Genomic DNA, 21,553 nt, shown 5'->3' with positions numbered 1-21,553 from the left:
GAGCGCGACGGCGGGTGGATGCAGCAGTGGGCGGGTCTCGGAAGACCCGCCCACACCTGCGTCCACCCGCCGTCGCGGCGGGACGGGACTACTCGTCGCCCGGCTTCGGGTGCCCCGGGATCGAGTCGCCCGAGAGGTTCAGCTCCGACTCGTCGACCTCGATGTCGCCACCGTCGTCGGGGCCGCCGGTGCCGGGCAGGATCTTGACGTCCTCCGCGTCCGTGTCGGCGTCGATGGCCGGCGACTCGTCGATCGACGACGACTGCAGGTCTTCGGTGACGGCCTCCGAGCGGGGGCTGTCGAAGGTCGGGTCGTCGCTGTCTCGGCGGTCGGAGGCTGTCTCGCGCTGTGTCAGCGGTGCTTCTTCCTGTCGGTTCGTCCGTCCGGCTTACCCCGTTTGGATGGGCGCCGCCCGGGTACGGGAGACGCACCTCGCCCCGATCAGGCGGGGCGCCGCGAGACGAGCAGGAGACAGTCATGGTCGACACCTTCGAACCCACCCGCGCCATCGTCACCGGAGCCGACTCCGGCATCGGCAAGGCCACCGCGGTCGCCCTCGCGGCGGCCGGCATGGACGTCGGCATCGCCTGGTACGGCGATGAGGAGGGCGCGCGGGTCACGGCCCAGGAGGTCCGCTCCCACGGCGTGAAGGCGGAGCTCGCCGAGCTCGACACGAGCCGCCTCGACGAGTGCGGCGACGTCGTCGACGACCTCATCGGGCGGCTCGGCGGGGTCGACGTGTTCGTCAACAACGCCGGGACCGGCGCCAGCACCCTCTTCACCGACACGACCCTCGACGACTGGCGGCACGTCGTCGCCACCGACCTCGACGGCGCCTTCGTCTGCCTGCAGAGAGCCGCCCGGATCATGGTCGCTGCCGGGAACGGCGGCCGCCTCATCGCGGTGACGAGCGTCCACGAGCACCAGCCCCGGGTCGGCTCGGCCGCCTACGACGCCGCCAAGCACGGGCTCGGCGGCCTCATGAAGACCATCGCCCTCGAGCTCGGCGACCGCGGCATCACCGCCAACTGCGTCGCACCCGGGGAGATCGCGACCCGATGACCGGAATGGACGGGCAGGATCCGCACGACGTCCACCGCCCCGGGGTCCCGCTGGGCCGGCCCGGCGATGCGCGCGAGATCGCCGCCGTCATCGCGTTCCTCGCCTCGCCGCAGTCGAGCTACGTCACCGGCGTCTCCTGGCCCGTCGACGGCGGCATGCTCCAGATGGGCCCGCAGGCGGGGTCGCACCTGACGGACGACTCGTGGCGGACCGTCTGAGCCGGAGCCGGCCGACGCTCCTCCCCCTCCTGGCGGTGCTCGCCCTGGCATCCTGCGCGCTGTCGGCCTGCGGGTCGGCGACGGCCGGCGCGTCCACGTCGCCGTCCGCGGTCGCCGCCCGGTTCGAGCACGCGGTGTCGACGAGGGACTACGGGGCGGCGTGCCGACTGCTCACCCCGCCCACGAAGGCCGACGTCGAGAAGCAGAGCGGCCGATCCTGCGCCTCGTCGCTGCCGTCGCTGGGGCTTCCGGAGCAGGGCCCCTCCGAGTCCACCCGCGTCTACGGCCGGGCAGCCCTCGTGACCGCGACCGGGGCCAGCGTGTTCCTCGCGCGGTCGGGCGACACCTGGGCGGTGCGGGCGGCCGGCTGCACGCCGAAGGCCGAGGGTCCGTTCGAGTGCGCGCTGGGAGGCGAGTGAGATGAAGGCGTCGTTCCGCGTCTACCTGATCGGCATCGGGGTCGGCCTCGCGCTGATGTTCCTCGTCGCGGGGCTGCTCCGGTGAGGGGCGCTCTGCGGGCACTCCTCGGTCGCCTCACGCCGGTCGGTCTCGGCACCTTCTTCGGCGTGATCTTCCTGGCGACCCTCGTCGGGCAGTCGTTCGCCGGGTGGGCCCAGTTCAACGACCAGCAGGCGGCGTCGCAGCTGGTCTCGATCTCGTGGACGGAGTACGTGACCTCCTCGAGCTTCGCCGCCGACGTCGCCGAGAACTGGCAGTCGGAGTACCTGCAGTTCCTCCTCTACATCGCGGCGACCGTCTGGCTGGTGCACTGCGGGGCCCCCGAGTCGAAGCAGCTCGACGAGATCGGCCGCCAGAGCGACGAGGACCAGCTGGTCGGCGAGTACGCGAGGCCCGACTCCCCGCCTGGGCGAGGGCCCGGGGCTTCCGACTCTGGCTCTACTCGAACTCGCTCCTGATCGTCATGGGCGCCATCTTCCTCACCTCCTGGACCGCGCAGGCGGTCGCCGGCCACGTGTCGTTCGACGGGCAGCAGCTGACCGACTACGAGGCCCCGGTGACCCTCGTCGGGTACATCTTCTCGAGCGACTTCTGGGACCGGACGCTGCAGAACTGGCAGTCGGAGTTCCTGGCCGTCGGGAGCATGGTCGTGCTCCCGATCTACCTGCGCGCGCGCGGGTCGTCGCAGTCGAAGCCCGTGGGTGCGCCGCACGAGCAGACCGGGCCGTAGCCGCGGTGCGTCTCCCGCGGCGAGCTCGCTAGCGGGCGGTCAGGTGCTCGCGCAGGATCTCGGCGCGCGCCGACACGGTGGCGATCAGGACCAGGACGAGGATGCGGGTCAGGCCGCGGTGAGTGGGAACCGGCATGCCTCCGGTGTATCCCTCGGGCGGCAGGTGCGTCTCGGGGTTGCTTCTTGGGCGTGCGCCGCGTAGGGCGGGGCACCCGCCCACACGGACGGCAGAACCCCGCGCCACCGTGTCACCCAGACGAGGGCCAGAAAAGCAAGCCTCTTCACGGTATTCGCGACCGGCTCTACCGTCTTATTCAGGATCGAATCACCTGGGGAAGAGGTCATGATGAGTCTGTACGAGTCGAACCCGTTCATGACCCCCGTGGTCATCAAGGGCTACCCGAAGCGGCGTCCGGCGGGCTGGACGTTCCGGCCGCTGCCGCTGCCGGTCGACATCACCTACGCCGACTTCTTCGCGCCGCTGCCGGCCGCCCCGGTCGAGCTCGCGTCGTAGCCCGGAGGGTCAGGCCACCGAGTCGATCTCGGGCTCCCACTCGGAGACGGTGCAGGAGTCGACATCGCTGACGGACTCCGAGCGCGCCACCTGGTCGAACCGGACCTTCGTCGTCGGAGACACCAGCACCGACACCGTCGAGTAGCCGAGCGGCTCGAAGGTGACGAAGGCGGCCGGGCCCTGGACGGCCTGCCGGAACCTCTCCTGCAGCGCCGGGAGGTCTTCCTCCTGCGCAAGCCGGAACCGCGTGTCGTCGATCTGCACTGTGATCTCGATCATGGTCTAGTCCTTCCCGTTCTCGTGCTCTCTCGTGCCCGGGTAGCGCGGCGGTCCCAACTCCCTCGCGCGGGCACACTTCTCGCCTGAGGCGCCCTGGCCGCCGCCCGAACGGCGGCCAGGGTTCCGCCTCCTGCCGCGCTGCCGGCTCGAGTCCCGAAGAGCGGGCTGGTCGCGTGGCGGGCGGACACCTGACGGTAACCCCGCTCGCGACGCTCCGACTGGCAGGATCGGTCAGAACTCCTCGACGCCGAACGATGCTTGCTTTCCGCCCCGCGCGGAGGTAGAGACGCGTTGTCGCCTCTGCGGGCCTGCCAGCCGAGAACGGGGTACACGGGTACCGTTTCCGCTGGTGAGAGGGTCTTATACGCTCGTGCTGCCGCGGGTGTCAACGCCTGTTGTTCCGCCTCCGGAGCGCTCTCCCGCCCTACCCTGAGACCATGACCGACCAAGCGGTCATGCAGCCCGACGCCTGAGCGTCAGTGCTCGTTCTTGATGACGAAGAACGACCCGCGGATCTCCCCGGCGAGCTTCGACCGCTGACGCGCGAACTTGAAGCGCGACGCGAGCTCCTCGGGCACCTCCATGCCCTGCGACAGCTTGAAGCCGACCGCCCGCTTCCCGCCGTCCGCGATCGAGTACATGACGTTGATCGACAGCCCCGACTCGTAGAACACGTAGGCCATCCGGATCCTGTCGACCTCGAACGCCGTCGCCTCGAGCGGCGGCGACGCGATGACGATGTCCCGCTCCTCGCGCAGGATGCGGGTCACCCACTCGAGAGCGTCGGCCTCCTCCTCGGGTGTCCCCGTCGTGAACACGTGGTCGTACTTGTTCTTGAAGTAGCGGGCCTCGTTGGCGCGGAGCCCTGCGAGCGCGTCGGCGACCGGCGAGCTCTCGAGCCCGGTAGCCGAGACCTCCACGAAGTCGACGATGTACGTCATGAGCGTTCCTTCCGCTGGTGTGCGACCCCACGTTAGCGCGGTGCGATCACCCCTCGTCGGGTGGCATCGAGGACCGTCTGTTTCCGCCATGCTTAGGGAAGCTGCGCGCCGTGCAGTCTTTGCACGTTGAAGCCCACCTCGAAGATCTTCGCCGCCGGAGCCGGCCCGGAGATCGTCCCCGTGTGCGCCGGATGGGATGAAATGACTGAAGCAACCGGACGTTCGTCCTCATTCGCTTCGAGGCTGCGGGAGGACGTGGCGTTCGCTCTCGAGCACACGGTCTTCACGAGCATCCTCGGATCACCGTTTCTGCCACGATTCGTCCGGAGAACACTCCTCCTCACGGCCGGGGCCGATGCGAGATCGTCCGTCGGGACCGGTTTCGCTCTCGCCGGCAGCGCCCGCAATCTCAGCATCGGATCAGGCGTCTTCCTCAATAAGGACGTGTCGGTCGAGGCCATCGCTCCCGTCACGATCGGCGCGAACACCTCCATCGGGATGCAGGTGCTCATCATCACCAGCCACCACGAGATCGCCGACGACGGCCAGTGGGACCCCGCGCCCATCGGGAAGCCGGTCACGATCGGTGAGCGCGTCTGGATCGGCGCCCGAGCGACCATCCTCCCCGGAGCCCGGATCGACGACGACGTGATCATCGCGGCCGGTGCGGTCGTCACCGGCCACCTCACCTCGCACGGCATCTACGGAGGCGTTCCCGCGCGCAGGATCCGAGACCTCCCCGCCGCTGTATAGCCCCCGCGTCTCCCCCGCCCGACACCCGTTCTGGGACAGCGGCGGCGACAACAGAACTGCTACCGTCGGCGCAGTGCCGTGATCACCGGTACTGCCGTGTCCTGGGTGTGAGCCTCGCGCGCGGTCGCGCTGCCGGCTCACAGACAAGCGCGGTTCTCGAGTGAGAAAGACCTTCGTCGCGGTGGTGGCCGTCCCAGCCGCCTTCGCCCTGTGCCTGCTGGGAGCGATGCCGTCCGCATCGGCTGCCGCCGCCGCGACCGACCGAGCGCCTGCCGTGTCGCAGCCTCGGCTGTCGGCCCTGGTCGGCCACGACCCGTCGAACGTTGACACGGCAGCTCTGTCCCTCGTCGAGAAAGCCGGGTCGAGTGCCGCCTCCGAGCCTCGCCCGCGGGTGAGCACGCCGTCGGCCAGATCGGCCGCAGGAGCCACGCCCTCGTCGAAGGCTCCGGCAGGACCGACGACGGGCATCGTCGTCACCACCCCGTCCGATCCTGACACGGTCTTCTTCGTGCACGGCGCGTGGAACGTCACCATCGCAGGACTGGCACCCGCGGGCGCCGCCATCAGAGTCGCCGACGAGCGGGGGAAGGTCAGCGAGTCGACGGTGGCCGACGCGAAAGGCGCGTGGTCCGTCGACCTCTCGTTCTCGCACGACGGCAGCTGGGATCAGCTCCTGCTCATCGACGGATCATCCGGTGGGCGCGCACTCGAAGAGCAGCTGGTCGAGGTGCAGTTCGATGCGCCGGCGACACAGACCCCTGTCATCACGTCGCCGCTCCGGGGAGACGACGTGCCGGGCACGACCCTGCCGTTCGGCGGCGGGCACTTCTCCGTCCCGGTGAGTGGCACGGCGAAGCCCGGAGACCAGATCTTCGTCCTCGGAGAGCCGACCGACCCCGGCACCGGCACCTCCCAGGACGGCGCCTTCGCCCGGACGGACTCGACCGGCCACTTCACGGTCGAGGTCCCCGTCGGTCTCGGCGCGTACACCTTCACACCCGTCGCCCAGACCATCGACGACGAGCTGGGCCCGCTGAGCGGCTACATGGACGGCCAGCCCGTCGGCCCTGCCACGGTCGTTCTCCCGGCCGACTACATCCTCCCGGCCGACGTCGATCCCGACATCGCGGTCGTGCAGGATGACGGAACGGGCCCGGAGCCGACATTCACCGTCGACTCGGACGCCGTCGCGACCAGCGATCCGACGGGCGCCCCGACCAGTGCTCCGACCAGCGTCCCGACCGGCAGTACCGCTGGCGCAGGGAGCGACGGCAGTGCCCGCTTCCTCGCAACTGTCACGGGCACAGGGTCTCCCGGAGACGGCGTGCAGCTCTTCGCCGCAGACCTGTCGACCTACGACGACTTCACCAGCGGCCTCTACCCGGGCTGGTTCGACGACTCGACCGCGGCACCCTCCGAAGTGGTCCCCGCCTACGACGGCAGGATCGTCGTCGACGCCGACGGGCACTGGTCGGGCACGGTCTCCGTCCCCGCGGGAACCTTCGCGGTCGGAGCATTCGCCTACGACCTGGGCGACCCGGCCTCGCCTGGCTCGACGGTGATCGGCGCTGACCAGACCTTCGACGCGGGCGGGACGCCAGTCATCGCAGGTGGGACGACACCTCCGCCCGGCGGGGGCTCGACGACACCGACCGAGGCTGCGGCGCCCGGGTCATCGGCGCCCGAGCTGGCGATGACCGGTGATGACGCGGCAGCGCCGTTCCTCGTCGGAGCGGGTCTTCTCGGGCTCGGGGTGGCGATCGCCGTCCTCGCCCCGACGAGACTCAGCCGCCGACGTTCACGTATTCGCTGATCTGCGATCCTGCTGCCCTGCAGGCGCTGACGAGCTGCTGCTGCGCGGCGCGATACTCCGTCGACGAGGGGTCGTAGGGAAGTCCCGGAGCGGACGTGCTGGACGCCGAGAGAGCCGCGGCGAGTTTCTGCTGGGCACTCTGGACACCGCTGTCCGAGGAGGCCGCCTCTTTCATGCCGGGGACGATGCTCGACAGTTCGGCGGCCTCGACGGCTCTCGTGATGGTCCCGGCCCTGGCTGCGGCCGTGGCATTCGTCTCGATCGAGAAGAGGGCACTGAACTGCCCGCAGACCGCGGCAGCACTCATGTCGGGATCGCCCGGCTTGATGGTCGCGACGGGCGCCGGCGTGGCCACAGTCACCGTCTTGGTGACTGTCGGCGCGGGAGAAGGCGTCGACGAGGCGCATCCGGTCGCAGCGACGGCCAGAAGACCGGCCCCGATCACGACGGCGGTGAGACGAGCAGACACGGACATGGTGAGACCCCCCAGAGGCGATGAAGCTGGCGTCTGAGACTCTCATGCCGGGGCGATGCGGTCCTCCTCCTCGCGGGTGATTCTCCGATCGGGTGAGCTTCGCGGCCCCGAATGCATCTGACGGTCGACGCGAGGGCCGACGTCGATCCATAGCGTGGAGGCATGCAGGATCGACCATCGCGTGCTCTGGTCGCATCGGGCCGACTGTTCTCGATCGTCGCTGTGACGCTCGGCTCCGTCACGGTCGCGTTGGTGTGCCTCGGCACGTTCGCTCACGTCGATGTCTTCTTCCACGGCGCAGCCGCGTGGGACGTCGGGGCCTTCTCGCTCGTGATCGCCGAGGTCGCTGCGGCTGCACGCGGTCTCCTGTGGTTGCGCGCGAGACTCCACATGCCCGTCCGCCGCGCCCTCGCCTCCGTGGGAATCGCCCTGGCCGTCGTGTCGGGGGCGACGGCCGTCACCGGCTACATCGGCCACCGAGCCACGTACACCACCGTCGCCTCGTCCTGTCATGGACATCCTGCGATCACGGCCCGCGAGACGGACACACTCCTCCGCGCGCGCGGGGCCCTCTACGAGCGATACGGCGTCATCCTGATTCGCGCTCCGGAGTCCGAGTACCGGCCATCCCTGGGAGTGCAGCCTGCCGCCGAGGGCTACTACACCTCGACGTGCCACCGCGACGGCTCCGTCACGATCACGTTCCCGACGAGCGGCTATGCGCCTCCGATCCCCGCGATCACGATCCGCGAGAGATAGATGGTGCGAGAATCCTGCTGTGAGGGCCTCCTACAGCGAGACGGAACTGAACGAGATCAAGGCGAGGGTGGAGCCCCGTCACGGGTGGGACTTCTCGCGGATGTCCGACTGGCGAGCGCCAGTGCCCTGGAGCTACGAGGATGTCGTCGGTGAGCGCCTGGCACCCCGCCACGACGTACTCGACATCGGCACCGGGGGCGGCGAGATCCTGAGATCATTCGCGAACAGGATTCACACGGGGTTGGGCATCGACATCGACCAGCAGATGGTCCAGGTGGCGCGTGAGAACGCGGACAATCCACCGAACGTCGGGTTTCGCCGAAGCAGTCACCTGCTCGAAGATGTCCAAGAAGTATTCGACGTCGTCCTGAGCCGACACGCTCCCTTCTCGGTCGACGCCTTCGCGTCCCATCTCAAGGACGGCGGTGTATTCATCACGCAGCAGGTGGGCGAGCGAAACATGGCGAACGTGAAAGCCGCTCTCGGGCAGTCCGTGCCCGCTCCTGTGACTCGAGAGACGTTCGACGATTCGGCGCTCACCCTCCTCGAGTTCCGCGAGTACGACGTCACTTATATCGTTCCTGACATCGATTCACTCGTCTTCTGGCTTCGGGCACTCGATACCCTTCACGCCGATATAGACGGAGCTCGAGCAATCGGCGACGCCTCGAGTCTGAACGCGATCCTGCAAAACAACGTGTCCGCCGACGGGTTCGTCACGAACGAGCACCGGTACTTGGCCATCGCGGAGAAATCTCGGGCTCTCGCGGCGTGCTGATCGTCCTTCGCGGCAATCACCCTCATCCTCTCCTTCCTGCTCATTCGGCGGAGAAGACTTTTCACCTCTGAGTCAGTCGATGACTGACAGGCGCCTGCGCACGGCGCACGCGGCGGTAACGAGTAGCAGCTCAAACACCGAGAACGATCTCGGCCAAGAGGAGTACCCCCGTGAAGATCTGCGTGACAGGCTCTGTGTTCGGTTTGAGAACCGTCACGACCAAGGAGAGCCCGATCGTGAAGCCGAACAGCGCGGCCCAGCCGATGGCGAGGTTTGAAAGCACGAGCACTCCTGGCACATACCCGGGAACGGCTTGCCGGTCGTCCAAATCGCCCATGCCCTGAACCTACGCCGCGGCACACGCGAGCCGTAACTCTGGGCGCTTGACTGAGGACGGACGTGGGTGCGATAGACAGGGAGTGCGAACTGCGGGCTCAGTCGTCCCAGAGGGGTCGAACCCGAGGCACGAGGTCGAGAAGCAGGTTCGCGTCCATCTCGAAGTGGGTCTCTCCGATGCCCGCCAGAGGCCACTGCGTGACGAGCTCGAGCGGCCCTGCCGGCGGGAGCGGGTGCAGCCACAGATCATCGCGATGCTCGTAGCGGTTATCTGATCCTCCGCCGCTCTGCCCCGTCGTCGCCAGGCTGTGCTGCTCCGGCGAGACAGTGGTTCCTTCGACTTCTCGGAACCAGGGTGTGCTCCCGGCCAGGCGTTCGCCGTCAGCGAGGAGGACTCCGTACCGCAGACGAGAGGCGTGCGCATCGCTGTCAGACCGGATCCGGCGTTCCTCGGTGAGGTCTCGGAAGTCCGCTCGGGTCATTCCACTTCGGCGCATCCTGCGTTCCACCAGCAGTTCAACTCCGTCGCTGAAGACACGGACGGACGAGAGGACGATCGCAACATGCTCGTTCGTAGCCATCAGGGCGTTGATCGGAGCGATGGCAGGGAGCTCGTCGAAGGCCGGCCCCGACCTCGGGTCGCGCTCTTGTTCGTCAGGCTCCTGATCGGGCACTACCGGATCCGGCTCGAAGAAGTCCACGGTGCCCACAGGTCCTCAGTCGCCCGACTCGGCAGACCAGAGCTCTTCCGCCTCGAGCGTCAGATCGATGATCTGACGCAAGAGTCCGCCCATCGTCGTCGACCTCAGCAGGTTGTACCGGTCGTACTCGCCAAGCGGGGCGAGCGCGGCCAGCTGCCACACGGCTGCGACAGGATCCTCCGAGAGCTCGATGTCGGCATCCACCTGCGAGCCCGCAGCGCGAGCGACCAGGCGGCGGACAGCTGCCTCGGCCTGGTCCCGCAGGGGTTCCAGCTTCTCGGACCACTCCAGATCGGGCAGGATCGAGAGCTCGGCGCGCGGGTACGGATCCTCACCGACCCAGCGCTCGACCGTGAACCGCCGAGTCCCGACCCCCACGATGAACAGGTCGTCGGCCCCCGCCGCGGCGGTCACGAGGCGTGCCATCGTCCCGACCGAGGCGCGCTGGTCTCCGCCCCCGGCTTCCGAGCCGCGCTCGATGAGGACGACGCCGAACTCGAAGCCCGGTTCGTCCTCGTCGAGCAGGCGGCCGAGCAACGTCAGATACCGCGGCTCGAAGACCCGCAGCTGGATGGGCACGCCCGGGAACAGCACTGATCCGAGCGGGAACATCGGGGAGGCGGCCATACCCCAGTGAAGCACTGACGGCGTGAAGGGAGCGGGTGGTTTGACCCGCCTGAATACGCCGGAACGAAACAGGAGCGCGAGTTGGGCTGTGCGAGACCGCGGCGGATTGCGGGACATGACTATCGCTGTCGGGCCATTTCCCTGTTCTCTCGGGCCTCTGGGTTGATGAACGGCGGGGTGGGGCGCACGTTGGCACTGGCTGTCGCCGCGCCGCGGGATCCGTTTTCGAGCACGTCAGGCCCAGAGGCGCGATGCGCTTTGCCAGTTGTTGGGCGCTCCGACGTGCGCAAGCGGAACAATCTCGATTGAGGGAAAGGTCTTCAGCACGGCCGGCAGCAAGCGACTTCGCTCTAGTTGCAGTCGGTCAGCCAGGAATTGCACGAGGGTGAGCTGACCGAATGTGCGGCTCCAGTCGGTGGATACAGCATCCAGGTCGGGATGCTGGCCAGATCTAGGAAGTTTGGGCGAAATCGTATGAACGCGATTGAAGAGGCGTCCGTGATGAGCGCACGTGTTCCGCACGAGATTGAGCGCCTTGAACCAGCTGGTCAGCTGAGGCGCGGTCAGGCCGCAGGCATCAGCCACTGTGTCCTGAACGCTGCGAAGGGCGAATCCGAAGAGGTAGGTGAGGCTTCCCCAATCTAGGAGGTCCGTCGCTACCCAGACCGGCAGGCGTCCCGCGTACTTGTGCTTGTGATGCTCAACGAAGTCCTCACGAGACTGAGCGAGCTCCTTCCGATAGCGCTCTACCCACCTCGAATAGCGATCCCCCTGCCGCGCCGTGGGACCGAGCTTGGTCGGCTCGAGATGAACGCACGGGTCGATCCGACCCAGCTCATGCCCGAGAAGCGCGCGAAGAGCCAGCTCCACAGGCGTCAGCGCGGCGAAGGTGGCGGCACGGAGTCTAGCGTCGAAGTCGTAAAGAGCAGCGACGTCGTCAAAGCGAGTACCAGGAAAGAAGTCGTCTTGCCGTCCGTTCTGGGACAGCTTCCTAAACGGGTACCAGTAGCCGCTCAGCCGGTAGTAGTTCACCCTCCGCAGGGTGGCAATGGCGACGTCGCGGTCCCCGATGGCCATGCCGCGGCTTTCCAGAAGCGTCACTTGCTCGGCGTACGTGTTGTATGCCTTGACGTCCGCGCTCATGACCGCCCCCTACCCGAGACGAGGGTTAGAAAGAGTGAGGACCGGCCCTGGACCTACCGAAGTAGGCGGAACCGGTCTTGGTAGATCCATCTTAGGCGGGGCAGATTCGGCCAGGCAAATCAGTTTTCGTACCCACCGCCAGGGCCGGGTGTCAGTCGCGCCGCCATGGAGTGCGCGATCCAACTCCGGCAGGACGATGCGTCGCCAGCTCAGTTGTTGAAGCGAAATTCAACCACGTTCCGAGGGCTCACAACGTATCGGCCACTGCGTCGGGTACCCGTGAACGGGAGCTCACTCGGCGGACCAAACATGACAATTCGTGGGAATTTCTCCTGACCCGGGCCCCGCGGCACTGGTCCGTGCGTCGACTCACAACGACCCTCCGAGGTCCCTAAGTAGGTCTCTGTCTCTCTACATTGGCGCCCGCCAGCGACGGCGCGTAGATCAACCGAAGAACCGCCCGACCGAGAATGCCGCGCTCAACACCACGACGATCGCCCCCCCGAGCGTCCAGAGTTGCGCGGGCTTCAATCCAACGAACAAATCACGCAACGTGAGCGTGGCCGGATTGGTGACCCTCGCTGGTTTGCGCACCTCGAGCTTCTTGTGCCAATCCCTGAGGATGCCGATGGATTGCGCAGTCGAGAAAGACTCGGTCTCGACATCGATTTCGTGGACGTACCAGTTGTTGCTCATTGTCAGCAGCCCGTCCTTTCTCACCCTCTTATCGATGATGACAAGGACCGGAAGGCCCCGGCTGTGGCCCATCGCCGCTTCGATCTGGTTCCACGGTGTCGGCAAGCGAACGCTGCGAAGTTCTTGCTGCTCATCCGATCCCGGGCGCTCCAATCCTCTCGCGAAGTAAAAGCGCTCCAGCGCCACGACCACTACCCCTGCGCAGCTGTCCATCATCTCTGTCACAGCATCCAGCGGCGCGCTTGCCCTGAAGTCGTCGTTCCGATTGACCGTGTGCGGCGTCAAGCCCATTCTTCGGAGTTGATCTTCGAGCGCCTCCACCACCTGATTTTGTTGTGTGCTCAGCCCCGAACCGACACTCACGAAAACGTTCACTCGTCACCCCTGCCGCTCACGATGTTCCGCTAATCATGGCCGTATTGCCGGAACGACGCCAGGACGCCGAGGAATGTTCACCTCCACAGATCGTCGATTAGTCACCCTGCCTTCTCGATGCAGACGCCAATCTGCGAGTGGAACTCGACTATGTCGCGCGGGTTCAATCACCCGGTACTCAGCGGCACTGACTGGTGAACGCCGGGGACACCCATCGCTGAAGCCGGACTCCTCGACGTCGCCCAAGACGCTAGACGTTGAAGCGGACCTCCACCATCACGTTCCCTCGTTGGCCAATGTAACCAGCTGAGACGCCCTCCGGCTGCATAGCCGGAGCCATGACGACCAACATCGAATACGCGGCCCAGGTGGATGCCATCGCGGCGGCAGCGCCGCCTCTGCCACCGGCAGCCGCGAGTGTCATCGGGAGACTCTTCGGTCCGTCCGCCGCATATGTGAGAAGCGTCGGCAGCTAGTCGACGTCACAACGAAAGGAGAACACCTTATGGCCGTCATCAGTAGCCACACCGTCCCGGTGGACCCGAAGTCCGTCCAGATCCTTGGCCTTTCAGAGACGAAAACATCCGCCGTGTACGTCGACGGGTCAAGGCAAGACGGGCAGTTCAAGACTGACCCCGCGAGCGGCAAGCTGCTGTACCGCGGAAGCGGCATCGTCCAGGTGAACGGCGTGGCATCAGAAGCCACGATTGAGACGCTCACGAAAGTCCCAGCGAATAGCGTGCCGTTCGGAACAGTGCTGGTGGGCTCGCGGGGCGAACTCCGGATCCGCACCGCACAGAACGGCTTCGGTCTGGCGATCTCTGTGTTCGTGGAGAACATCACCCCACCGGCGGCTCGCTAACCGCGTCGGGAATCAGGGGCCCGCTTCCAAGAGCGAAGCGGGCCCCTGCGATCAACGAAGGGAGTCCACATGGTCAACTTCAAGGCCTGGGCTGCGTGGGCCACTGTCGGGCTAGTCGCGGCTTAGCCGCTCGTGTGGCTGAGTGTCGCAGCGACAGGACAATGGTCGCTCGGCGTTGCGGCGTGGCTAGGTGGGCAGCGTGCTCTAACCCCCTCCGCTCCATCCTGCTCACCAGGATCCAGGCAGCATCCAAGACGAACGGGGCATCTGAACCCGCCCGCAGTCGCTTCCTCAAGGCCGTCGGGTATTTCCGCGGCACCCAGCGGGAAATCTTCCGTGGTGCTGGTCTGGCCGCTGAGTCAACTTACGAGACAACGAACAGCCAAGGAAAGGTCGTCACGAAGCACAGGTGGCAGTTCCCGAGAATCCAGTCCTTCGAGCCAACGCCGTTTGGCGGAGTCGTCCGCATCCGAGTCCGCGAACGCCTCGGACAGACGCCCACCGACTTGGTGTCGAAGGAAGAAGTACTGGGCGCCATGCTTCACTGCGAGGACCTACGTGTCCTCCGAGGCTGCCCCGTCCATGTCCTTCTTGAGTTTCACTACGTCGACCCGCTCGCCGGGACTACGAGCGTTGATGGGGCCGCCGATATGGATGGTTGGTTCGGAGAAGCCCCGTGATTATCGGGACGACGGAAGACGGACTACTGGCGCAATGCTCCCTCGAAGACTCCCTGCACACTCTGGTGACCGGTGAGACTCGTTCCGGCAAGAGTGTCACGACCTATGCCATCCTCGCCCAAGCACGCGTGACCCGGGACTGCTGAGGGTTTAGTTGACTCGGTTTCCTAGGCCGCGATTGCGGTCTGGGGGTTGATTATTGCTTCGTACTCGACCGGTGTCAGCTTCCCGAGGCCGCGTTGGCGTCGTTTCCGGTGATAGCTGGCCTCGATCCAGGTGATGATCGCCAGCCGCAGCTGCTGTCTTGTGGCCCATTTCCGCCGGTTCAAAACGTTCTTCTGCAGGAGCGCGAAGAACGATTCCATTGCAGCGTTATCGGCGCACGCACCGACCCTTCCCATCGAGCCGAGCAGGCCCGCCTCGCTGAAAGCGCGGACGTATTTCTTGGACCGGAACTGGCTGCCCCGGTCGGAGTGAACCACGGTGCCGGCCGGGCTCCGGCGGTCGACAGCCATCCGAAGCGCGTTGACAGCGAGGGACGCTTTCATCCGGTGGTCAATCGAGTAACCCACGATCCGACGGGAGCAGGCGTCTTTCACAGCGCACAGGTAGAGCTTGCCCTCGGCCGTCTCGTGCTCGGTGATGTCCGTGAGCCAGAGCCGGTCCACGTCCGGCGCCGTGAACTCCCGTTTGACCCTGTCGTCGTGCACCGGTGGGCCAGCTTTGCGGTTCAGGCCCCGCTTCTTCGAGTGCAGCGACCAGAGCCGCTGCTGGGAGCACAACCGCCAGACACGTCGCTCCGATGTCCGATGGCCGGCGGCCTTCAACTCATCGGCGATGAACCGATACCCAAACGTCGGGTCATCCTCATGAGCGTCGAAAGCCGCGTTCGTGAGGTGGGCGTCGTCCCAGTCGCGCTGGCCGACCGGGTTGCTCCTCCACCGATAGAACGCCTGCTTCGAGAAGCCGAGCACCCGGCAGGCCACCGTGACGGGGACCCCGTCAGCGGCAAGGTCAGGGGACCTGCGGGTAACTCATTTTGGGAGCTGGGACTGAGCGAAATACGCGGCCGCCCGGCGGAGAATCTCGTTCTCCTGCTCGAGCAGCCGGATCCTTTTCTGCGCCTCTTTCAGGGCCGCTTGCTCAGCCGCCTTTGCAGCTGCGGTCGACGCTGACGCCGGATCGAGTCCCTCGTCGCGGTCGGCTACTCGAAGCCACCGTTGCAGACATGTCTCGGAGATCCCGAAGTCTTTCGCGACTTGTCGATGCGACGCCTCGCCTCAGCGGGCGACCGCGATCACGTCACGCCGGAACTCCGGTGGATAGGCCTTCACCATGAGGAACATCCTTCCAGCAGGAGCACATGCTCCTACCGATCGGAGTCAACCGAACCCTCAGCAGTCCCCATGGATGATCGCCCCTGCAGTGAGTGACCGCCTCAAGGAGCAGGGAGGACCGGAACCTTGCCTGCCAGCAGCTTTAGGTAGTGCAGTACTTCAGATAGAAAACCCAGAGTTGAGTTCAAGTCCGGGGCGAACGAGCTTGGATGTGCGCACTGGTTCCGCTTGTTGAGCATGGAGTGTAGGGCTTTCATCTCATTCTTGGAGGCGATCTGAAGCGGCTGGGCGAGGTCTAGAAGAGCAGATTCTGCTCTGTACTCTCTCAGCTCTTCGATGTCTCGGCAGTGATCCCATTTGTCCCGCAATGTGCGGACTGCGACTAGACCATCCGATTGCAGAATCTCCTCGTAGAAGTCCATGAAGCCGGCCCAGGCCATCACATGCGCTGCTCGGTAAAGGCCATGCTCAACGCAACGGAGTGCCTGCCGCACCAGCTCGTCCTGCTTGAGGTTTAGGACTGAGAGGGTCTGATAGGACTCGTCCAGCTGGATAACACGAGACGGAGCGCTCTCAAACTGGCCGAAGAGACTGTGCGCTTCCTTCTTGAAAGCCTCCGCTCGGCCTACGAGATCGTCAAGCTGAGGCATCCGGGAACAGGTGCTTTTTCATGGCGGCGAAGAACTTGTCGTAGGTGTCAGCGTCGGCCGAAGGCGGGAGGTGAAGCTCGATGTTGATGTTGAAGGAAGGTGTAGTTGCACCGGGAGAGGGCGACGCGGCGAGTGCAGCCGCATTGGGCACGGTGGCTTGAACGATCGGCACTGATGCTTCAGCCGGAGTGATTTCGGCGTCCGACTGGCCGTCCACGGGCTTATCGAATTCCGCCATGGCTCCCAGAGCCTGAAAAGTCTTCACAGCGTGACCGACCTTGACTTCGTCATACTCGGTCTTACTGCGAACCCAGTTCCGAAGCGCCTCTTCGTCCTTCCGGTAGGCCTCCGGGTACACCTCAAAGAGATCCGCGTAACCCTCCTGGATCCCCTGTGCGAGGATTTTCGGAGCCCGAGTTTTGTCGCGATAGCTACGCCACCTTGTCTCCGGCGCACCACTAGTCGAGATGAAGCCGATGTGCTTGAGCACAGGGATGATGTAGCCGTCATTGCCACTCTTGAATCCGACACTCTTCAAGTAGCTTCGGTCGACCTTGGCTGGAACCCCACTGCCCTGAATATGAGTCAGGAACCGCGTGAGTGATGCGGTGTTCGTCGTCAGGGGTAGTTCGTTGGCCACATGGACTCCTTCGTCTGTACTGAGACCTTAGCGGAGGGTGAGGATCCCTCTGAGAACGAGCGCGCCGCAAACTTAGTTCAGCTGTCGAGATTGTCCCAATCATCACCGAGGACCCAACGCAGCGCAGAGATCTTGCCCGAAAGGTAGCCCCAGGCCCAGTCTGTCTCGACATCCTTTGCCAGTTCATCTAGGCCGTATTGCTCTTCCATCCGACGCTTGGCGGCGAGCATCCCCGCCCTAATGTCATCCGCCCAGTCGTAGAGATCGACATTCTCGTCAGCAGGCTTGCGCCCGTACCAGAGTCGATCCATGAACTCCGACTCCGACCGCAGGATCTCCGAAACACGCCTCAGCGCGCTCGTGCCGACATCGTGCCGGAAGGCCAGATCGAGGTTCTTCTCCACCAGTCGGAGGAGCTGTGGCTTCTCCCAGACCCGGATGCGGAACGGAGGCCGATTGGTTCGCTCGTAGTCCGCGATCCAGTCCTTCGCCCCGTTGGTGAGGTAGCCGGACGCAATGAAGAGGACCACAGCCGGACGCTCAACCATGGCCCAGGCGAGGGTTCCCTGGAGGGCATCGGGCGGCACCCCTCGCTTGTAATGCTTGCAGTCGACGAACCACTGTTCCTCGTACTGGTGCCCGTCGATGTCGGTCAGCGTCTTCCGAGCAACGATGTCTCGGCCACGGTCAGCGGGCGAAGCTGCGAGGGGTGTGCCCTTGCGCCAGTCCACATTGGAGAAACCGCTCTCGGCCATGAGGTCGAAAGAGAACTCCTCGAAGTCTGTGGGCGAGAGCCCGTCAAAGTCGAGCGATCCGAGCGCGAAGTCGTCGCTGTCCTCGACTGCTACAGGCTCTCGCTCCAGTTCGTCATTCCGAAGGTCGGACGGATCCGTGTCTGATCCCTCGCGATGCGCCTGATCCATGCTCTCAGTGTACGAAGTCGCCCGCTTGAGCCCGCTAACGAGGCACTCAGGCCACGCGCGAAGAGACCGTAGGAACACCTGGGCATACAGGTTACGAGCTATTGGAGCACGCGCATCGCGACTCGACTATTCGCGGTAGCGTCTCATCAACCTCGACTTAACCGGCGCCCATCTTCGTATCACCAGCGCCCTAAGACAGAAACTCCTCATGCCTGACCGTTTTACTCAAGACGCAACCATAGAACTGCCACAGCCAGCTGATCCCTGGCGCATCGCGGAGGACATTTGCGAACTTCTAGAAATACTCTTCGGCGAAAATTGGAAAAAAACAAAACTCCGCTTCACTGCGACCTCCACTTCGAACATAGCCTTCTACTCGACCGACCTCACAAGCCTGCAGCAACGAGTAACAGAGTTTGGTGGACCAATGCGTGACATTTCCATTTACGCCAATCTCTGGCTCAATAATGAGTTTCGATCCGCTGACCCGATGATCTTGTTCGCGGGAGAAAAGGCAGAAACCGTTTTATTGAGTTGGCAGACGCCCATTCGTGTAGACACGGAAGCCATGCGATACGGCACCGAGCGAGTTATGAAAGATTTCAGTCGTCGTAAGCGCTGGAACGGAGCGAAGTTCAACGCCAAGAATGTTAGGCACCACAGTCAGGCCAGCCCAAGTGCGAAAGTTACCGGCCCGCAGCTCATAAGGGTGAAGGGCGTCAAATGGGGACTTCGCCGGTGGTTCGTGCGGAACCGAGACAACATTATCGTTGGGCTGCTTGCATCGACCGTCGCGAGTGTCGCGTTGCTTGTCCTCCAACTTACCGGCTTGGTTCCTATGCCAACTTGATTGCTGGACGACCCTTTGCAACCAGAGGCCACAGAAAAGGCCGGGGCGGGAGACCAATCGAACCCCGGCCTTGCTTGTGACGACTTCTAGACGAATAGGCCCACCATCCAATCGAGGAGACGCAGCCCCGAGGCGATGGTGGCCAGAGACACAAGGACTTTGCCGTACCAGGGCAGCCGCCCGTAGAGACCACTAGCTAGCCGCTTAGGATGCTTCCCCAGCCTCCCCGCGCGGCTCATGCTCGTTCTCCAATGCGATCCAGTACAGCGCGAGCAGCCATCGCCTCTCGTGCCGAAAGATCCCGGCGCTCGTAGGCTTCTCGGCTCTCATACTCGCCAGCGAGCACACGGGCGATCACACGAGGCGAGGTAGCAGTCATGACTCCATCCTTCTTCCGCTTCGTGCGGACGGCCTTACCGATGGAAGTCAAACCAAGATCCAGACTATGGAGCTTCTTGATTTCCGTGATCTGCTTCTCGGTGAGAGACGGCTTGCGACCCAGCGGAACCTCAGCAGCCTTGAGGGCATCGATGGCTCGCTGGGTCTTCTTGCGTCCTTCGGTGCGGTAGCTCTCATCCGAAAGCGAGCGGAAGGTCAGCTCGATCGCCTGGCTGAGATCCTCCGCGTCGGTGAAAGTCGTACCCTCGCGGATCACATGGAGCGACCCGCCTGCCTTGGTCATCGTCTCGACCTCGAAGAGAACCGCACCCTTGCTCCGGCCCAGTCGGTCGAAGGTGTAAACGACGATCTCGGTGTTGACCGGATCAGCCGCAAAGAACGGCCGCACCTTCGTGGACCATTCGCTGGTGGCGTCGGTGAGGTTGATCGATCCGGATACTCCCCTATCTACCCAGATAGGCATGTCGGGATCGTATTCCGAGAGCGCACGCTCCTGGTTCTCGATGGAGAGGCTCTTGCTGTCGTCGCGGCTTAGCCTGATGTATCCAGCCCGTCTTACCATGGTCGTCCTCCTGCGTTCTTGCAGCGGTCATCGAGCCAAGCTTCGGCGGCCTGGAACTCGAAAGATGTGAGACTGAGTCTTGGGATGAGAGAGTGCACGACTCCGTCCTCCTTCGGTTGTGGATAGGAGAAGCGCACTTCGTACTGGTCTGGTTCCGTTGAGAGCCGGAGTCAAATGCGGTGGACTGGCACGGTGCGGCGAGTCTCACGAGAGATCAGGCGAGATGCCTTGATGAGAGCGGCTGGCGTAGAACTCATGGGATGCCTCCTGCGACACTTTTCGGCCCGGAGCTGTTCTCCGGCGGTTATGGCGCAGAAACCAATATCAAAGCGTGGTGATCTAAGGGTGGTGCTCCAACCGGGGGTATAAGTCACCATCGCCAAGCCGCCGATCTGGATGATCGTTGAGCTCGATGCGGCCCTACCGATACCATTGAGTCGAACAGAAACGGGAGTTCAGATGGCCGACGAGGAACATCAGGACATCGGGGAACCGGATGAGCCGCGGGTTGATGACTGGTCACATCCAACGCTTGACGAGACCAGAGATCTGCTTCAGCGCGATCCTGAAGACCTTGCTCTGCTTGCGGTGGGCCACCCCAGCCTCGCACGGTTCCTGGCGCTCGGCTTTGACGCGATCCAGCAAGTACGGACGGGCGAGCAGGAAACGCTTGAAAGCATCGGCCAGGCCTACTTCGCCTTGACTCAACGCACCCTCGATGGTCTTCTCAAGCGCCTTGATCAAGGCGATTTGGGAGACGATGAGCGGTCCAGGATCTACCACCTCATCGAGAGCTTGCAGGGCCAGGGAGCAGAGAAGGCTAGCGAGTTCATGGACGCGAATGTCCGGAGCGCAGATAAGACGAGGCTGCTCATAGGTACGATGATCGTCCTCGGCCTATCGGCTGCCGCCATCGTCTCTCTTAGGCGAGCTCCGTAGGCATCATTACAAAATGACTTGCGCCCGGGCACGGGCTGCGCAGGTCCTCTCGCAATTGGCACGCCCTTGGCACGCCCTTGGCCCGCCGTCATGCGCACACTCATGCTTGAGCGTCTCGGGACGCTGAGATGTCACATGCTCGTGCCTAAGCAGAAGGCGGGCATCAGACCCGAATGTCTGATCCGCCCGCTACGCTCATGGCGTGAGCAACGAAGCGTGGCGGCCGGCCATCCCAACCGGTAGAGAAGAGGCTCTCACCGAAGACTTCCCGGGCTACCTGAGAGAAGCCGTGTTCAGGTGGATGCAGTCACAGGTGACGGTAACGAGTTCGAACATTGACTCCAATAAGTTTGTCGATTTTCAGAATGCGTCGCGCACAGACTTGGGATTCAAGGCCAGCACAAGACTCAACTGGCGCGGCACGGTCCTGACGCATCTTCGAACCATCTCAGACGCCAACTTCACCAATCTTCTCGACTACTTCGCAAGTAGGAGCAACTTTCCTAGAGGCCAGGAACACCCTTTAGAACTGATTTTGAGTGATGGCGGATCGGCTTGGACCGTTAGTCGGTGGCAAACAAATAGCGCCAGACTGGTTAAGCGCGTACCAAACGGTGTTCAAGAGGCTGTTCGAGGCGTTCTCGGCGCTAAGGATGCCGCATCAGTCAAGCTGCAAGAAGCTTGGCTCGATGCCTACGGAACGAATCCCAGATCCTCTGTCGCGTACAGCAACGCTGTGGTTGCCGTCGAAACGGCGGCTTTATCTCTCATCGAGACCGGCAAGGATGAGCCGACGCTGGGCACGGTCATCACCGTGCTCGAGGCGTCGAATCCAAGATGGCGACTCGTGCTGCGGGACAACGACAAGGCTCCGAGCGCAAAGAGCCTTGCAACGATGATGCGGGTGCTTTGGCGAGGCCACGCGAGCCGGCACGGACGCCCCGACTACACAGATGCCACCCTCGAAGAAGCGAGGGCTGCCGTGATCCTTGCTGCGACGCTCGTCCAGTGGCTCACCTCTGGCGTAGTAATCCCTGCCGAGGCTTGAGCTT

At 64.3% G+C, this 21,553-nt stretch carries 23 protein-coding genes and 3 pseudogenes; 13 read left to right on the top strand and 13 right to left on the bottom strand.

Annotated elements, in window-relative coordinates; translation table 11 throughout:
- Nucleotides 1–477 precede the first annotated feature (477 nt).
- The 4 genes and pseudogenes from ABD733_RS16875 to ABD733_RS16855 all read left to right on the top strand — a co-directional run bounded on the left by ABD733_RS16875 (nt 478) and on the right by ABD733_RS16855 (nt 2,983).
- Nucleotides 478–1,280: pseudogene (locus ABD733_RS16875) on the top strand (SDR family oxidoreductase).
- Nucleotides 1,265–1,699 carry a hypothetical protein gene (locus ABD733_RS16870; RefSeq protein ID WP_344798385.1) on the top strand — a complete coding sequence of 145 codons (435 nt, stop codon included), beginning with the start codon at nt 1,265–1,267 and terminating at the stop codon, nt 1,697–1,699. Before ABD733_RS16875 ends, ABD733_RS16870 begins: the two are co-directional and overlap by 16 nt.
- An 81-nt stretch (nt 1,700–1,780) precedes the next feature.
- Nucleotides 1,781–2,469, top strand: a pseudogene (locus ABD733_RS16860) (DUF6766 family protein).
- Nucleotides 2,470–2,815: 346 nt separating this feature from the next.
- The gene (locus ABD733_RS16855; RefSeq protein ID WP_344798383.1) at nt 2,816–2,983 is read left to right on the top strand and encodes a hypothetical protein; all 168 of its coding nucleotides are present in this window, start codon (nt 2,816–2,818) and stop codon (nt 2,981–2,983) included.
- A gap of 9 nt (nt 2,984–2,992) precedes the next feature.
- Here the strand turns inward: ABD733_RS16855 and ABD733_RS16850 are convergent, their stop codons facing one another.
- Nucleotides 2,993–3,262, bottom strand: a complete 270-nt coding sequence (locus ABD733_RS16850) for a hypothetical protein (RefSeq protein ID WP_344798381.1) — start codon at nt 3,260–3,262, stop codon at nt 2,993–2,995.
- A gap of 476 nt (nt 3,263–3,738) precedes the next feature.
- Complete coding sequence (locus ABD733_RS16845) at nt 3,739–4,203, bottom strand: phage tail protein (protein ID WP_344798379.1); 465 nt, start codon at nt 4,201–4,203, stop codon at nt 3,739–3,741.
- A gap of 201 nt (nt 4,204–4,404) precedes the next feature.
- Between ABD733_RS16845 and ABD733_RS16840 the strand changes: the two genes are divergently transcribed.
- Nucleotides 4,405–4,956 (top strand): acyltransferase, encoded by a 552-nt coding sequence (locus ABD733_RS16840; protein WP_344798377.1) that lies wholly within the window; start codon nt 4,405–4,407, stop codon nt 4,954–4,956.
- Between the two features lie 160 nt (nt 4,957–5,116).
- Complete coding sequence (locus tag ABD733_RS16835) at nt 5,117–6,769, top strand: hypothetical protein (RefSeq protein ID WP_344798375.1); 1,653 nt, start codon at nt 5,117–5,119, stop codon at nt 6,767–6,769.
- Here the strand turns inward: ABD733_RS16835 and ABD733_RS16830 are convergent.
- Nucleotides 6,741–7,244, bottom strand: a complete 504-nt coding sequence (locus ABD733_RS16830) for a hypothetical protein (protein ID WP_344798373.1) — start codon at nt 7,242–7,244, stop codon at nt 6,741–6,743. The genes ABD733_RS16835 and ABD733_RS16830 overlap by 29 nt on opposite strands.
- Before the next feature lie 162 nt (nt 7,245–7,406).
- Between ABD733_RS16830 and ABD733_RS16825 the strand changes: the two genes are divergently transcribed.
- Together ABD733_RS16825 and ABD733_RS16820 are read left to right on the top strand one after the other, a co-directional pair.
- On the top strand, nt 7,407–8,003 hold the full coding sequence (locus ABD733_RS16825; protein ID WP_344798371.1) for a hypothetical protein: 597 nt from the start codon (nt 7,407–7,409) through the stop codon (nt 8,001–8,003).
- Between the two features lie 19 nt (nt 8,004–8,022).
- Nucleotides 8,023–8,781: a class I SAM-dependent methyltransferase gene (locus ABD733_RS16820; protein WP_344798369.1), complete on the top strand. Its 759-nt coding sequence runs from the start codon at nt 8,023–8,025 to the stop codon at nt 8,779–8,781.
- A gap of 130 nt (nt 8,782–8,911) precedes the next feature.
- Here the strand turns inward: ABD733_RS16820 and ABD733_RS16815 are convergent, their stop codons facing one another.
- The 5 genes from ABD733_RS16815 to ABD733_RS16795 all read right to left on the bottom strand — a co-directional run bounded on the left by ABD733_RS16815 (nt 8,912) and on the right by ABD733_RS16795 (nt 12,659).
- The gene (locus tag ABD733_RS16815) at nt 8,912–9,118 is read right to left on the bottom strand and encodes a hypothetical protein (protein ID WP_344798367.1); all 207 of its coding nucleotides are present in this window, start codon (nt 9,116–9,118) and stop codon (nt 8,912–8,914) included.
- Between the two features lie 97 nt (nt 9,119–9,215).
- Entirely contained in the window at nt 9,216–9,818 is a 603-nt protein-coding gene (locus ABD733_RS16810) for a hypothetical protein (RefSeq protein WP_344798365.1), read from the bottom strand.
- A 15-nt stretch (nt 9,819–9,833) separates the two neighbouring features.
- Nucleotides 9,834–10,445: an LON peptidase substrate-binding domain-containing protein gene (locus tag ABD733_RS16805; RefSeq protein WP_344798363.1), complete on the bottom strand. Its 612-nt coding sequence runs from the start codon at nt 10,443–10,445 to the stop codon at nt 9,834–9,836.
- Nucleotides 10,446–10,679: 234 nt separating this feature from the next.
- The gene (locus ABD733_RS16800) at nt 10,680–11,588 is read right to left on the bottom strand and encodes an Abi family protein (RefSeq protein ID WP_344798361.1); all 909 of its coding nucleotides are present in this window, start codon (nt 11,586–11,588) and stop codon (nt 10,680–10,682) included.
- A 444-nt stretch (nt 11,589–12,032) separates the two neighbouring features.
- Complete coding sequence (locus ABD733_RS16795) at nt 12,033–12,659, bottom strand: hypothetical protein (RefSeq protein ID WP_344798359.1); 627 nt, start codon at nt 12,657–12,659, stop codon at nt 12,033–12,035.
- 505 nt (nt 12,660–13,164) lie between these two features.
- Between ABD733_RS16795 and ABD733_RS16790 the strand changes: the two genes are divergently transcribed.
- Both ABD733_RS16790 and ABD733_RS16785 read left to right on the top strand, forming a co-directional pair.
- On the top strand, nt 13,165–13,521 hold the full coding sequence (locus ABD733_RS16790) for a hypothetical protein (protein WP_344798357.1): 357 nt from the start codon (nt 13,165–13,167) through the stop codon (nt 13,519–13,521).
- A gap of 182 nt (nt 13,522–13,703) precedes the next feature.
- Nucleotides 13,704–14,201, top strand: a complete 498-nt coding sequence (locus tag ABD733_RS16785; protein WP_344798355.1) for a hypothetical protein — start codon at nt 13,704–13,706, stop codon at nt 14,199–14,201.
- Between the two features lie 167 nt (nt 14,202–14,368).
- Here the strand turns inward: ABD733_RS16785 and ABD733_RS16780 are convergent.
- The 4 genes and pseudogenes from ABD733_RS16780 to ABD733_RS16765 form a co-directional block, all read right to left on the bottom strand.
- Nucleotides 14,369–15,538 (bottom strand): annotated as a pseudogene (locus tag ABD733_RS16780) (IS3 family transposase).
- Between the two features lie 101 nt (nt 15,539–15,639).
- The gene (locus ABD733_RS16775) at nt 15,640–16,188 is read right to left on the bottom strand and encodes a hypothetical protein (RefSeq protein WP_344798352.1); all 549 of its coding nucleotides are present in this window, start codon (nt 16,186–16,188) and stop codon (nt 15,640–15,642) included.
- Nucleotides 16,175–16,828, bottom strand: a complete 654-nt coding sequence (locus tag ABD733_RS16770) for a DUF5343 domain-containing protein (RefSeq protein ID WP_344798350.1) — start codon at nt 16,826–16,828, stop codon at nt 16,175–16,177. The genes ABD733_RS16775 and ABD733_RS16770 overlap by 14 nt, the downstream gene beginning before the upstream one ends.
- Before the next feature lie 77 nt (nt 16,829–16,905).
- Complete coding sequence (locus ABD733_RS16765) at nt 16,906–17,751, bottom strand: restriction endonuclease (protein ID WP_344798348.1); 846 nt, start codon at nt 17,749–17,751, stop codon at nt 16,906–16,908.
- Nucleotides 17,752–17,959: 208 nt separating this feature from the next.
- Between ABD733_RS16765 and ABD733_RS16760 the strand changes: the two genes are divergently transcribed.
- Nucleotides 17,960–18,601 carry a hypothetical protein gene (locus tag ABD733_RS16760; RefSeq protein ID WP_344798346.1) on the top strand — a complete coding sequence of 214 codons (642 nt, stop codon included), beginning with the start codon at nt 17,960–17,962 and terminating at the stop codon, nt 18,599–18,601.
- Nucleotides 18,602–18,836: 235 nt separating this feature from the next.
- On the opposite strand, the gene ABD733_RS16755 is transcribed toward ABD733_RS16760, so the two are convergent.
- Complete coding sequence (locus ABD733_RS16755) at nt 18,837–19,562, bottom strand: recombinase family protein (RefSeq protein WP_344798344.1); 726 nt, start codon at nt 19,560–19,562, stop codon at nt 18,837–18,839.
- A 459-nt stretch (nt 19,563–20,021) separates the two neighbouring features.
- Between ABD733_RS16755 and ABD733_RS16750 the strand changes: the two genes are divergently transcribed.
- Both ABD733_RS16750 and ABD733_RS16745 read left to right on the top strand, forming a co-directional pair.
- On the top strand, nt 20,022–20,501 hold the full coding sequence (locus ABD733_RS16750) for a hypothetical protein (protein ID WP_344798342.1): 480 nt from the start codon (nt 20,022–20,024) through the stop codon (nt 20,499–20,501).
- A 202-nt stretch (nt 20,502–20,703) separates the two neighbouring features.
- Entirely contained in the window at nt 20,704–21,549 is an 846-nt protein-coding gene (locus tag ABD733_RS16745) for a hypothetical protein (RefSeq protein WP_344798340.1), read from the top strand.
- Nucleotides 21,550–21,553: the final 4 nt, after the last annotated feature.

It is taken from the genome of Frondihabitans peucedani, from assembly GCF_039537585.1.
Taxonomy (GTDB): Bacteria; Actinomycetota; Actinomycetes; order Actinomycetales; family Microbacteriaceae; genus Frondihabitans; species Frondihabitans peucedani.
This window is presented reverse-complemented; position numbering and strand designations above follow the sequence as displayed.

Excerpts from the sequence above, each read along its gene's own strand:
- ABD733_RS16825 (WP_344798371.1), top strand. The coding sequence starts at position 7,407 with ATGCAGGATCGACCATCGCGTGCTCTGGTCGCATCGGGCCGACTGTTC.
- ABD733_RS16760 (WP_344798346.1), top strand. The coding sequence starts at position 17,960 with ATGCCTGACCGTTTTACTCAAGACGCAACCATAGAACTGCCACAGCCA.
- ABD733_RS16790 (WP_344798357.1), top strand. The coding sequence starts at position 13,165 with ATGGCCGTCATCAGTAGCCACACCGTCCCGGTGGACCCGAAGTCCGTC.
- ABD733_RS16840 (WP_344798377.1), top strand. The coding sequence starts at position 4,405 with ATGACTGAAGCAACCGGACGTTCGTCCTCATTCGCTTCGAGGCTGCGG.
- ABD733_RS16815 (WP_344798367.1), bottom strand. The coding sequence starts at position 9,118 with ATGGGCGATTTGGACGACCGGCAAGCCGTTCCCGGGTATGTGCCAGGA.
- ABD733_RS16755 (WP_344798344.1), bottom strand. The coding sequence starts at position 19,562 with ATGGTAAGACGGGCTGGATACATCAGGCTAAGCCGCGACGACAGCAAG.
- ABD733_RS16775 (WP_344798352.1), bottom strand. The coding sequence starts at position 16,188 with ATGCCTCAGCTTGACGATCTCGTAGGCCGAGCGGAGGCTTTCAAGAAG.
- ABD733_RS16845 (WP_344798379.1), bottom strand. The coding sequence starts at position 4,203 with ATGACGTACATCGTCGACTTCGTGGAGGTCTCGGCTACCGGGCTCGAG.
- ABD733_RS16855 (WP_344798383.1), top strand. The coding sequence starts at position 2,816 with ATGAGTCTGTACGAGTCGAACCCGTTCATGACCCCCGTGGTCATCAAG.
- ABD733_RS16750 (WP_344798342.1), top strand. The coding sequence starts at position 20,022 with ATGGCCGACGAGGAACATCAGGACATCGGGGAACCGGATGAGCCGCGG.
- ABD733_RS16805 (WP_344798363.1), bottom strand. The coding sequence starts at position 10,445 with ATGGCCGCCTCCCCGATGTTCCCGCTCGGATCAGTGCTGTTCCCGGGC.
- ABD733_RS16800 (WP_344798361.1), bottom strand. The coding sequence starts at position 11,588 with ATGAGCGCGGACGTCAAGGCATACAACACGTACGCCGAGCAAGTGACG.
- ABD733_RS16850 (WP_344798381.1), bottom strand. The coding sequence starts at position 3,262 with ATGATCGAGATCACAGTGCAGATCGACGACACGCGGTTCCGGCTTGCG.
- ABD733_RS16830 (WP_344798373.1), bottom strand. The coding sequence starts at position 7,244 with ATGTCCGTGTCTGCTCGTCTCACCGCCGTCGTGATCGGGGCCGGTCTT.
- ABD733_RS16765 (WP_344798348.1), bottom strand. The coding sequence starts at position 17,751 with ATGGATCAGGCGCATCGCGAGGGATCAGACACGGATCCGTCCGACCTT.